Here is a 12065-nt window from a genome sequence, read left to right on the forward strand (position 1 = left end):
GACAGAGCATCGTCGCCCTCGGGCTTGAATGAAGCGGGTGGCTCGGGAATGCCTTCTGCAAGCGCCTGCACCCGCCCCACCCGTACCGCTGGGTCCCCCACCGACTCCTCCGCCGGCAGCCCCCGTCGCTCCCGCCGCCAACGTCGGCCCCGGCGCAGCCGCGAGCACCGCCGGCCCCGGTGCGAGCACCGTCGGCGCCCCTGCGCCCGTTCCGGTTTCGGCCGTACGCGCCCAACGCGAAGCCATCGCCGCCGCCACCAGGCGGCCCGCCGGCAACGATCCCACCCAGTTTGCCCAACGCGTCGCCGCAGCACTCAATGTCGACAACACTGACATGGGCTTCTTCTGGGTCACCGGCCTCGCGAAGGACGGCTCCATCGTCGTCGCCAACAACTACGGTCTCGGGTATATCCCCGATAGTGTCAAGCTGCCCGACCGCGTCAAGATGGCCACCGCCGACGAAGCCATCCCTGCGCACATCCGCGGCTCCTGGGCGACGTATCCCATTCTCGCGCTTCATGGTTGGGCTCAACACCACAACACCGAGCTGCGCGCCGTCATCGCCACCGAGGACCAGTTCAAGGGCTTCGACCCCGGCGCCCCCAGAATCATCCTGCGTCCCGACGACATCCCCGACAGCGGCCGCATGGCAGGCCGCCACCGTCTTCAGGTGATATCCCCCGACGCGGCAAGCAAATTGGCCGCTATCACACCGACCGGGCTTGCCGAGGTCCTGCCACCTGCGCCCACCGACGCCACACCCCCCGAGGATCGCCGCGCTCTGCTGTGGTTCGAAGTCTTCCGTCCACTGCTCAGCAATGCACCCGACCGCGGTCGCGTCCAACTGCTGTGCTTCGTCGACTACGCCGACCACGCCCAGGAACTTGCGCTACATCGTGCACACACTGCGACGCAAGCCGCCGACCAACGCGCCGCGATCGCCGACTGGATCTACTGGCAGCACCTGAGCGTCCTCGTGCAGGACGCCATCTCCACCGGCGCCACCGTCTGACCCACGTTTGGTAACCGCCCGAATGGGCACGCCTCCCTCAGACCATCGAGGAGGCGCCCATGCGAGCAGTCACGTGGCAGGGTCGTCGGAAGGTATCCGTCGACAATGTGCCCGATCCGGCGATCAAGGAACCCACCGACGCGATCATCCGGGTCACCAGCACCAACATCTGCGGTTCAGACCTCCACCTCTACGAGGTGCTCGGCGCGTTCATGAACCCCGGCGACATCCTCGGCCACGAAGCAATGGGCGTCGTCGAAGAGGTCGGGCGCGAGGTCGACGGCCTGCAACCGGGCGACCGCGTCGTCATCCCGTTCAACATCTCCTGTGGCCACTGCTTCATGTGCGATCACGGTCTTCAGAGCCAATGCGAGACCACCCAGAACCGCGACCAGGGCACCGGCGCCGCGCTGTTCGGCTACTCCAAGCTGTACGGCGAGGTAGCGGGCGGCCAGGCCGAATACTTGCGCGTCCCCCAAGCCCAGTACACCCACATCAAGGTCCCCGACGACGGACCCGACGACCGTTACGTCTACCTCTCCGACGTCCTGCCCACCGCATGGCAGGCCGTCGAATACGCGGCGGTGCCCGACGGCGGCACCCTGGTCGTCCTCGGCCTGGGACCGATCGGCTCGATGGCGTGTCGGATCGCGGCACATCGCAAAGGCTGCAAAGTCATCGGTGTCGATCTCGTCGACGAGCGCCTCTCCCGCGCACGCGCCTACTGCGACGAGCTCATCGACCTCCGTACCGATGACGCCGACGAGGTGGTCAAGAGCCACACCGACGGTCGCGGCGCCGACTCGGTCATCGACGCCGTCGGCATGGAGGCACACGGCTCACCCGTCGCGGAAACACTGCAGACCGCCAGCGGCTTCCTCCCCTCCCCGGTCGGCCGCGTCGTGATGAAGAACGCAGGCGTCGACCGGCTCGCCGCCCTGAACTCCGCGATCACGCTCGTCCGTCGCGGCGGCACCATCTCCCTGTCCGGCGTCTATGGCGGTGCCGCCGACCCGATCAACATGATGACGTTGTTCGACAAGCAGATTCAGCTGCGAATGGGTCAGGCCAACGTCAAGAAATGGGTGCCCGACATCCTGCCGTTGCTGACCCCCGAAGATCCGCTGGGCGTCGAACAATTCGCCACCCACCGACTGCCGCTCGACGACGCACCGGGCGCGTACGAGACCTTCCAGAAGAAGGAAGACGGCATGGTCAAGGTCATCCTCAAGCCCTGATGCCGATGGATCAGTCGGAAGCTCCGCTGCTCGACGCGCTCGCCGATTACCGACGGCAGAACCGCTACGGCTTCACCCCGCCGGGTCACCGGCAGGGTCGCGGCACGGACCAGCGCGTGCTCGACGTGATCGGTCCACAGGCCTTCGCCGACGACCTCCTCGCCAACGGCGGTCTCGACGATCGCCGCAGCAGCAACGGATACCTCACGCGCGCCGAGGATCTAATGGCCGAAGCCGTAGGCGCCAAGGTCGCCTGGTTCTCCACCTGCGGCAGCTCATTGTCGGTGAAGGCGGCGATGATGGCCGTCGCGGGCGGGGGCTCCGGTGGGATTGCCGGCCCGGCCGGCGGGGGCCTGCTCGTCCCACGCGACAGCCACAAGTCCATCGTCGCCGGACTCATCTTCTCCGGCGTTCAACCGCGCTGGGTCGCCCCGCGGTGGGACGCCGAGCGGCACTTCAGCCATCCGCCGTCCCCCGACGACTTCCGTCGTGCCTGGGACCAACACCCCGACGCCGCAGGCGCGCTCGTCGTCTGCCCGAGCCCCTACGGCACCTGTACCGACCTGCGCGCGATCGCCGACGTCTGCCACGAACGCAACAAGCCGCTGATCGTCGACGAGGCCTGGGGCGCGCACCTTCCGTTCCACGAAGATCTGCCGACGTGGGCGATGGATGCCGGCGCCGATGTCTGCGTCGTCAGCGTGCACAAGATGGGGGCTGGATTCGAGCAGGGCTCCGTCTTCCACCTGCAGGGCGACCTCATCGACCAGGACCGGCTCTCGGCGTGCGCCGATCTGTTGATGACCACCAGCCCGAACGTGCTGATGTATGCCGCCATGGACGGCTGGCGCCGACAGATGGTCGAACACGGTCACGAGTTGCTCGGCGACGCGCTCGAACTCGCACGCTGGCTCCGCCATGAAATCGATCTGATCCCCGACGTCGCCGTGATGGAAGACGATCTGCTGGGGGCCGAGGCGTCTCATGACCTCGACCGGATGCAGATTCTGATCGACCTCTCGGGCACCGGCACCACGGGTTACCAGACACACGACTGGCTGCGCGCCCACAAGCACATCGACGTCGGGATGAGCGATCACCGGCGCATCCTGGTCACCTTGTCCTTCGCCGACGACAAGGCCACCGCCGAACGACTGCTCGACGCGCTGACCGCGTGGCGCCGGGCAGCCGAGGATTTCGACCCGCCGACTCCCATGCGCCTTCCATCCCCGGAGGAGATCCAGCTCGAATCTGTGCAGCTGCCCCGCGACGCCTTCTTCGGGCGGGTCGAAGACGTGCCCGTCGACAACGCGACCGGACGGATCTGCGCCGAGCAGATCACTCCCTACCCGCCCGGGATCCCCGCCGTCGTCCCCGGTGAGCGGCTCAACGACGCGGTCCTCAACTATCTACGGACCGGTCTGCAGGCAGGGATGAACATTCCCGATGCAGCCGATACAACGCTCGAGACAATTCGTGTTGTCGCTACCTGATACCCCTGGTTTCGGTATCACAAGTTCTGGCAACATTACCGACCAGTAAGGAGTTTCCTCCGAGATTCGGCAGGTGGGGCATATGACGAGTACGTGGAGACCTTCAGACATTTCGGTGCTGGCCCAGAGTGAGGGCGGCGGTGCCGCACTCAACGAGATCATCGGTCTGACGGCCGTCGCCGCGGTCGTCGCGGTGTTGATGCTGTGGGTCGGTTGGATGCACCGAACCCACAAGATCGACTGGCTGGCCCGCCTGGGCGACTGGTCCGGGCGGCGCTTCAAGCGACCGTCATGGGTCGCCATGCCGATCGCGATCTTCGTCGCGTCGATCATCTGCGCGCTGTTCGGGTTCATTTGGGACGTCAGCCTGCACATCGGCAACGGGCGCGACGACGGCGCGTTGGCCAACCCCGCGCACTACTTCATCCTCATCGGCCTGTTCGGCATTTTCGTCGCCGGCTGCACCGCGGTCGTGCTCCCGCGCGGCGAGGAGGAAAAGCCCGGCCCCGCTGCGGTGCGCATCACCGACCACTGGTACGCCCCGGTCGGCGGCCTGGTGATGGCCGGCTGCGGGCTCTACGCTCTGATGGGTTTCCCCCTCGACGACGTCTGGCACCGGATCTTCGGACAGGACGTCACACTGTGGGGGCCGACCCACCTGATGATGATCGGCGGCGCGGGCTTCTCCACGCTCGCGGCTGCCTACCTCGAACTCGAAGGCAAGCGGGTGCGGGGGCCGGATTCACCGCCCGACGGCATCGGTCTGAAGTTCATCCAGTACCTGGCGTTCGCCGGTGTCCTCATCGGCATGTCCGTCTACCAGATTGAATTCGACTTCGGCGTCCCGCAGTTCCGGCAGGTCTTCCAGCCGATGCTGATCGCCGCCGCCGCGGCACTCGCGCTGGTCGCCGCGCGTATCTACCTCGGTCGCGGCGCCGCGCTCATCTCCGCGGTGATCGCCATCGGCCTGCGCGGAATCGTCGCGTTCCTGGTCGCCCCGGTGCTCGACGCGCCGGTCAACTGGTTCCCGCTCTACCTCGGTGCGGCCGTCGTGGTCGAACTGGTTGCCCTGACGCCGCTGTACAAGCGTCCGGTGCTATTCGGAGCGGTTGCCGGCCTCGCCGTTGGCACCGTCGGCCTGTGGCTGGAGTCGCTGTGGATCAACAGCGTCTATCACTTGCCGTGGCACACCAGCATCTGGCCCGAGGCGCTGGCGATGGCGGTGCCCGTCGCGATCCTGACCGGCGCCTGCGGAGCGATGATCGGGATGGTGCTCACGGAACAGCGGCTCCCGCGCCGGGCCTTGAGCATCGGCCTCGTTGCGTTGACCGTGATCGCCATCGGTGGTGCGGCCGCCAATGGCCTGCGGTACGAGGTCCCCGAAAATGCCAACGCGACAATCGTTTTGACCGATGTGCCCAGCGACGACGGGGCACGGTACGCCACCGCCGACGTGCAGATCACACCCGCCAACCTGCTGAGCGAGGATCCGAACTGGGTGTCGGTGCTCGCGTGGCAGGGAAGGCTGGAGAACCAGCGCGGAATGTTCGTCGACAACCTCGAGCTGGTCGGGCCCGGCCACTACCGCTCCACCAAGCCGATGCCGGTCTCCGGCGAGTGGAAGACACTTCTGCGCGTCCACGACGGCCGCATGCTGACGGCGGTGCCGGTATACCTAGCGGGCGACCCCGGTATCGGTGCGCAGGAAGTCCCCGCCGAGGCGTCGATGACCCGCCCGTTCGTCTCCGAAGTCACGATCCTGCAGCGCGAACGCAGCCCGGACATTCCGGCGTCGCTGTGGCTGATCGGTTGCCTCGTGGTGCTCGTGTGCTCGCTGGCCATGGTCACGGGCGTGACTTGGGGCGGCGGCCGCATCAATCGGAGCGAGCCCACCGGCAGTGAAGCCAAGCTCGAGCCGAGCGCGCAATCATGACGGCCGGCACAGCCGACGCCGACGTCCTGATCCTCGCAGACCACTCGGTGTGGATCGCGGTGCCCGCCTTCGCCCCGGCGATCGTCGTCGCCGGGGTGGTGGTCTACATCGCGATGAAGAACCGACGCAAACGAGAAGCCCGAACCGACGGGGAGAGCAACACGTGAAACCGATCCACACTGCGATCTGCGTCATGGCCGCGGTGACGCTGCTCGTCGCAGGCTGCGGCGGCTCACGCAACGACACCGAAAGCAACGGTCCCGCCGAGTCGACGGCGGGCGCGGCCAACATGCCGGATCAGCAGCGGCCGACCGATCGCGTCAGCATCGACATCTCCATCGAGGGCGGCAAGGTCGACCCGACCAACGCCCGGGTGCAAGCCAAGGTCGGCGAGCCGATCGTGCTGCGGGTCAACAGCGACGCCGCCGATGAACTTCACGTCCACTCGGTGCCCGAGCACACCTTCAAGGTGGATCCCAAGCCCGGCCAGCAGTTCCAGTTCACGGTCGACGTGCCCGGCAACGTGGAGATCGAGCTGCACGAGTTGAATCGCGTCGTCGCCACGGTGCAAGTCCAGTAGCGATGCGGGAACCGACGGTTTCCGTACTGGCACACGGCCTCGGTGGCTCGACCGACCTGCCGATCCCCTACACCTATGCACTGGTCGGCGCCGCGTGGGCGTTGACGTTCACCTTCGCGGTGGTGGCGCTGGCGTGGAAGAAGCCCAAGTTCGATCCGGCCAATTCGGTTCGCCCGCTTCCCCGTTGGGTGACGACGTTCGTCGACGCGTCCGCCACCCGATGGGCCGTCGCTCTCGCCGGGTTGGTGTTCGCGGTGTGGGTCGGTGTCGCCGCGGTCCTCGGCCCGCAGAACAACCAGAACCCGTTACCCGGCGTCTTTTACGTCCTGCTCTGGGTAGGCCTGGTGGCGGTGTCGCTGATCATCGGACCGGTGTGGCGCGCGATATCGCCTGTGCGGACGGTGCTTCGGCTGTTGCGCGGGCGGTCGCTCGGGCTGGCCTACCCCCCGTGGCTGGGCTACTGGCCCGCCGTGTTCGGGCTGTTCGCGTTCGTCTGGCTGGAACTCGCCAGCCCCGACCCCGGTTCGCTCAACGCCATTCGCATCTGGTTGCTCGTCTATCTTGTGGTCACCCTGGCCGGGGCCCTGGTGTGCGGTGAGCGGTGGTGCACGCGGGCCGACCCCTTCGAGATGTACAGCGTGGTGGCCTCCCGGCTGTCCCCGTTTCGCCGCGATCCTGCGACCGGCCGGGTCGCCATCGGCAACCCGTTCGACCATCTACCGTCGTTGCCGGTGCGTCCTGGCGTCGTCGCGGTCATGGCCGTCCTGCTGGGATCGACTGCGTTCGACAGCTTCTCGGCGATGCCGGTATGGCGGAACTTCGTCGACGACCACTCCTCCTCGACGCTCACCGCGACTCTGATCAAGACCGTCGGCTTGCTGACGTTCGCGGCGGTGGTCGCGGCGACGTTCTCGCTCGCCTCGATCGCCACTGGCGGCGTGGACCGCGACCAGCGCCGCCGGTTGCCCGGCGAGATGGCACACTCGCTGATCCCGATCGTCATCGGCTACGTGTTCGCCCATTACCTGACGTATCTGGTCGAGCGCGGACAGCAGACGATCATCCTGCTCGCCGATCCACTGGCTCGCGGCTGGAACCTGTTCTGGCTGCACGACGCCGAGGTCAGCTACTTCCTCTCGCAGCATCCGGCGGTGCTGGCCACGCTCAAGGTCGGCTTCGTCGTGGCCGGACACGTCGCAGCCGTCCTCGCGGCGCATGACCGCGCCCTGCGCCTGCTTCCGTCGGGCCATCAGCTGACCGGGCAGCTGGCGATGATGCTGGTGATGGTCGGCTACACATTCACCGGGCTGTACCTGCTGTTCGGCGGGTAGCGTCGAAGAGCATGAAGGCGCTGATCATCGTCGACGTACAGAACGACTTCTGCGAGGGCGGATCGCTGGCCGTCACCGGCGGCACCGACGTCGCCCGCAACATCAGCGCGCTCCTCGCGAGCCAGACCGACTATGCACACGTGGTGGCCACCAAGGACTTTCACATCGACCCCGGCGACCACTTCTCCGAGAACCCCGACTTCGAGAGCTCCTGGCCGAAGCACTGCGTGGTCGGCACCACGGGCGCCGACTTTCACCCGCAGTTCTCCCCCGACGCGGTCGAGGCGGTCTTCACCAAGGGCGAGTACGCGGCGGCCTACAGCGGTTTCGAGGGGACCGACGAGAACGGCATGTCGTTGGCGGACTGGCTGCGTCAGCGCGGCGTCGACGAGGTCGACGTGGTCGGCATCGCGACCGACTACTGCGTGCGCGCGACGGCGGCCGACGCCGCCGCCAACGGCTTCACGACCCGCGTCCTGTTGGACCTGACCGCGGGGGTCGCCGCAGATTCCACGGCCATGGCCGTCGAAGACCTGCGCGCGGCCGGCGTCGCGATCGCTTAGCCGCGCGACGATCAAGCGGCGAGGCACGAGCCGCGTTAAGAAGCGCGGCCATCGCTTAGCCGCGCGACGATCAAGCGGCGAGGCACGAGCCGCGTTGAGAAGCGCGGCCATCGAGCTAGTCTCCCGCCGTCGGGTCCACCGGCTTGCCCGTCCACATCGGCGCTCTGCGCTGCATGAACGCGCGCACGCCTTCCTTGGCGTCCTCGTGCCCCATCAATCGCAGGTGGATCTCGGTCTCGCGATCGCCGACCGCGGACCGGTCCAGGTCGAACGAATCCCACAGCAGGCGCTTGCTGGCGGCCACCGACATCGGCGCGGCGTTCACCGCGATGTCGCGGGCGAGTTCGCACGCGGCCGGCAGCACCTCGTCGGCGGGCAGCACACGGCTACCGAGTCCGAGTTCCACCGCCCGCGCGCCATCGAATGTGACTCCGCTGAGCAGGATTTCGGCCGCGTTGGCGATGCCGACCAGCCGCGGCAGGACCCAATGCGAGTACGCGTCGCCGACGACCCCGCGCCGCACCTGCACGACGCCGTAACGGCCCTCGGCGGCGAAGAACCGGATGTCGCACTGCAGCGCCATCGTCAGGCCCAGCCCGATCGCGTGCCCGTTGACCGCCGCGATGACCGGCTTGGGCAGCGCCCACGCGGGCACATCGATGCCCGCCGCGCTGAACCCGACCCCCGGCGCGGCGAAGGTGTCCTCACCGGGCGCCAGGTCGGCGCCGGCGCAGAACGCCGGCGGAGTGCCGGTAAGCACGATCACCCGGATGCGGTCGTCGTGGCCGAGGATGCGGTACGCATCGGCGAGTTCGGTGCGCATACCGTCGCCGACGGCGTTGCGCTGCCGCGGCCGATTCAGGGTGATGGTCGCCACGCCGTCGTCGACGTCGGTCAGCAGCGTCCGGTAACCGGGCAGGTCGGGGCGGACGGCCACGCGTTTCTCCTGGTTCGTGTGATTTTGATGCGGAGTTGGTTGTGATGCTGCCGCATCGGGCACACCCGTATCGTTCCGTTGTGAGTTGTGTCGTCGTCTGGAGTGAGAATTGACTCAAGCCCCCGCCCCCCAAGCCGCGTCCCATGAGGTGTGGCCGGGTAAGGCCTACCCGCTCGGCGCGACCTATGACGGGACGGGCACCAACTTCGCGGTGTTCAGTGAGGCGGCCGAAAAGGTCGAGCTGTGTCTGTTCGACGCCGACGGCACCGAGACCCGGATAACGCTCCCCGAGAACGACGCGTTCGTCTGGCACGGCTTCATCCCGAACATCGAGCCCGGTCAGCGGTACGGCTACCGGGTGCACGGCACCTACGACCCGCCGACGGGTCAGCGCTGCAACCCGAACAAGCTGCTGCTCGACCCGTACTCGAAGGCCATCGATGGCAACTTCGACTGGAACCAGTCGCTGTTCAGCTACAACTTCGGTGACCCCGACAGCCGCAACGACGACGACTCCGCGGCGAGCATGCCGAAGTCGGTGGTCATCAACCCGTACTTCGACTGGGGCAACGATCGGCCGCCGGACTACGAGTATGCCGATTCGGTCATCTACGAGGCGCACGTCAAAGGCCTCACGCAGACGCATCCCGACATCCCCGAGAACATTCGCGGCACGTATTCGGCCGTGGCGCACCCGGTGATCATCGAGCATCTGCAGTCGCTCGGCGTGACAGCGATCGAGCTGCTGCCGGTGCACCACTTCGCCAACGACTCGACGCTGATCGACAAAGGCCTGTCGAACTACTGGGGCTACAACACGATCGGCTTCCTCGCGCCGGACTCCAAGTACAGCTCCAGCCCGAACCCCGGTGGTCAGGTGCAGGAGTTCAAGGCGATGGTCCGCGCGCTGCACGAGGCCGGCATCGAGGTGATCCTCGACGTGGTCTATAACCACACCGCCGAGGGCAACCATTTGGGTCCGACGCTGTCCATGCGCGGCATCGACAATGGCGCGTACTACCGGCTGGTCGAGGACGACAAGCGGTACTACATGGACTACACCGGCACCGGTAACAGCCTCAACGTCGGCCATCCGCATTCGCTTCAGCTGATCATGGACTCGCTGCGGTACTGGGTCACCGAGATGCACGTCGACGGGTTTCGCTTCGACCTGGCCTCGACGTTGGCCCGCGAGTTCTACGATGTCGATCGGCTGTCGACGTTTTTTGAACTCGTGCAACAGGATCCGACCGTCAGCCAGGTCAAGTTGATCGCCGAGCCGTGGGACGTCGGGCCCGGCGGCTATCAGGTCGGCAACTTCCCGCCGCAGTGGACGGAGTGGAACGGCAAGTACCGCGACACGGTCCGCGACTACTGGCGTGGCGAGCCGGCGACGCTCGACGAACTCGCTTACCGCTTAACGGGTTCGGCCGACCTCTACGAGCAGACCGGCCGGCGACCCGTCGCGTCCATCAACTTCGTCATCGCCCACGACGGGTTCACGCTTCGCGATCTGGTGTCCTACAACGAGAAGCACAACGAGGCCAACGGCGAGGACAACAATGACGGCGAAAGCCACAACCGGTCCTGGAACTGCGGCGTCGAGGGGCCGACAGACGACCCCGAGGTGAACGCGCTGCGCGCACGCCAACAGCGTAATTTCCTTACCACACTGCTGCTTTCGCAGGGTGTGCCGATGATTGCCCACGGCGACGAGCTCGGACGCACCCAGCAAGGCAACAACAACGTCTACTGCCAGGACAACGAACTGTCGTGGATCGACTGGGACAACCCGGACACCGATCTGATGGAATTCACCCGCAAGGTGTCGGCGCTGCGCGCGGCGCACCCGGTGTTCCGTCGGCGCCGATTCTTCTCCGGACGTCCGGTGCGCCAGCGCGGCGGTGACGGACTTCCCGACATCGCCTGGTTCGCGCCCGACGGCTCCGAGATGAGCGACGAGGACTGGGAAGCGGGTTACGCCAAGTCAATCGCGGTGTACCTCAACGGCAACGGCATCCCCGACCGCGATGTGCGCGGCCAGCGCATCGTCGACGACTCGTTCGTGTTGTGCTTCAACGCCCACTACGAGGCGATCGATTTCGTGTTGCCGGAGAAGAAGTTCGGCGACTCCTGGGTCGCGGTGATCGACTCGGCCGCGGACGGCGATGATGAGCCGACGACGGTCGATGCCGGGCAGAAGGTGTCCGTCGCTGCGCGCTCGGTCATCGTGTTGCAGGCGGCCCCGGAGGAGTAGCCGCCGTAGCGCGAACGTGAGGTTGTGCGCGAGAATCGGCTGATCTTCGCGCACAAGCTAAGTTCGGGGGTTGCTACTCGACGACCGGAAAGAACGAGTCGCCGTCCTCGGGAGTGCCGTCGACCTGGCCCTCGCTGCGGCCATGCTGTTCGGGGTCGAGACGATCCACCTGATCGTCGGCGCGCACCTCGGTGTCGCCGCTGGGCTCGCTCATCGGCTCGTTCAGTTCGGGTTGTTCGGGTTCTTCGGCGGCGAGCTTCTCGTCGAGGCTCTCGTCGACCTCGCCGTCGGCGTTGATCTTGTCGGCTTCACGCCACTGCTCTGGCGGGTCGACGGTCTCGTCGCCATCGTCATTACGCACGTCGTCGGAGTCGAACGCCTCGGTCGGGCGCAGCGTGTCGCCGACGCCGCCGCCGTCGTTGGGTGAATAACCTGGGTCCGGATTTGCGCTCACAGTTATCCGGTTGCCCACCTGCCGGGTCGCTAAACGCCGCGCTGCACCCCGCGGCGCGATTCGCGCCGCCCGACGAATGCCGCCCATCCTTTCCGCGCAACGCCACCCGGTGCGAAACTGCCTGTGCGACACCGCTCTTGGGGGTGAAGGTGCCTGACGAGAGCAGGCCTGTGTGCTATGGTTTGCCTCACAGCAACCGTGGCCGTCGCGACTGACAGCCAGAGCGTCACACGCCCGGCGGGGCGAGTAGGAGCCGATGAGCGGCGG

General features: G+C 66.8%; 11 protein-coding genes. 9 read left to right on the forward strand and 2 right to left on the reverse strand.

Features of this window, described 5'->3' with window-relative positions; genetic code table 11:
* Positions 1 to 37 precede the first annotated feature (37 nt).
* The 8 genes from A5650_RS14890 (at position 38) to pncA (ending at position 8150) form a co-directional block, all read left to right on the forward strand.
* Positions 38 to 1012 carry an EspK C-terminal domain-containing protein gene (locus A5650_RS14890; RefSeq protein WP_231992625.1) on the forward strand — a complete coding sequence of 325 codons (975 nt, stop codon included), beginning with the start codon at positions 38 to 40 and terminating at the stop codon, positions 1010 to 1012.
* Positions 1013 to 1071: 59 nt separating this feature from the next.
* On the forward strand, positions 1072 to 2250 hold the full coding sequence (locus tag A5650_RS14895) for a zinc-dependent alcohol dehydrogenase (protein ID WP_067292758.1): 1179 nt from the start codon (positions 1072 to 1074) through the stop codon (positions 2248 to 2250).
* A 5-nt stretch (positions 2251 to 2255) separates the two neighbouring features.
* Positions 2256 to 3743, forward strand: a complete 1488-nt coding sequence (locus tag A5650_RS14900; protein WP_067292762.1) for an aminotransferase class I/II-fold pyridoxal phosphate-dependent enzyme — start codon at positions 2256 to 2258, stop codon at positions 3741 to 3743.
* Positions 3744 to 3825: 82 nt separating this feature from the next.
* Complete coding sequence (locus A5650_RS14905) at positions 3826 to 5676, forward strand: hypothetical protein (protein WP_067292767.1); 1851 nt, start codon at positions 3826 to 3828, stop codon at positions 5674 to 5676.
* Positions 5673 to 5843 carry a hypothetical protein gene (locus A5650_RS27135; RefSeq protein WP_197501888.1) on the forward strand — a complete coding sequence of 57 codons (171 nt, stop codon included), beginning with the start codon at positions 5673 to 5675 and terminating at the stop codon, positions 5841 to 5843. The genes A5650_RS14905 and A5650_RS27135 overlap by 4 nt, the downstream gene beginning before the upstream one ends.
* Positions 5844 to 5869: 26 nt before the next feature.
* A complete protein-coding gene (locus tag A5650_RS14910; RefSeq protein ID WP_067293191.1) occupies positions 5870 to 6256 on the forward strand; it encodes a hypothetical protein in 387 nt (128 codons plus the stop codon).
* Between the two features lie 2 nt (positions 6257 to 6258).
* Positions 6259 to 7587: a hypothetical protein gene (locus tag A5650_RS14915; RefSeq protein ID WP_067292770.1), complete on the forward strand. Its 1329-nt coding sequence runs from the start codon at positions 6259 to 6261 to the stop codon at positions 7585 to 7587.
* 11 nt (positions 7588 to 7598) lie between these two features.
* Positions 7599 to 8150, forward strand: coding sequence for a pyrazinamidase PncA (gene pncA, locus A5650_RS14920; RefSeq protein ID WP_067292774.1), 552 nt, complete (start codon positions 7599 to 7601; stop codon positions 8148 to 8150).
* A gap of 115 nt (positions 8151 to 8265) precedes the next feature.
* Here pncA and A5650_RS14925 read toward each other — a convergent pair whose 3' ends face one another.
* Positions 8266 to 9087, reverse strand: coding sequence for an enoyl-CoA hydratase/isomerase family protein (locus A5650_RS14925; protein ID WP_082950768.1), 822 nt, complete (start codon positions 9085 to 9087; stop codon positions 8266 to 8268).
* 109 nt (positions 9088 to 9196) lie between these two features.
* Here A5650_RS14925 and glgX point away from each other — a divergent pair, with 109 nt between their 5' ends.
* Positions 9197 to 11344 (forward strand): glycogen debranching protein GlgX, encoded by a 2148-nt coding sequence (gene glgX / locus A5650_RS14930; protein ID WP_067292777.1) that lies wholly within the window; start codon positions 9197 to 9199, stop codon positions 11342 to 11344.
* 73 nt (positions 11345 to 11417) lie between these two features.
* Here the strand turns inward: glgX and A5650_RS14935 are convergent, their stop codons facing one another.
* A complete protein-coding gene (locus A5650_RS14935) occupies positions 11418 to 11798 on the reverse strand; it encodes a hypothetical protein (protein WP_067292781.1) in 381 nt (126 codons plus the stop codon).
* Positions 11799 to 12065: the final 267 nt, after the last annotated feature.

This window comes from Mycobacterium sp. 1164985.4, from assembly GCF_001668575.1.
Lineage (GTDB): Bacteria > Actinomycetota > Actinomycetes > Mycobacteriales > Mycobacteriaceae > Mycobacterium.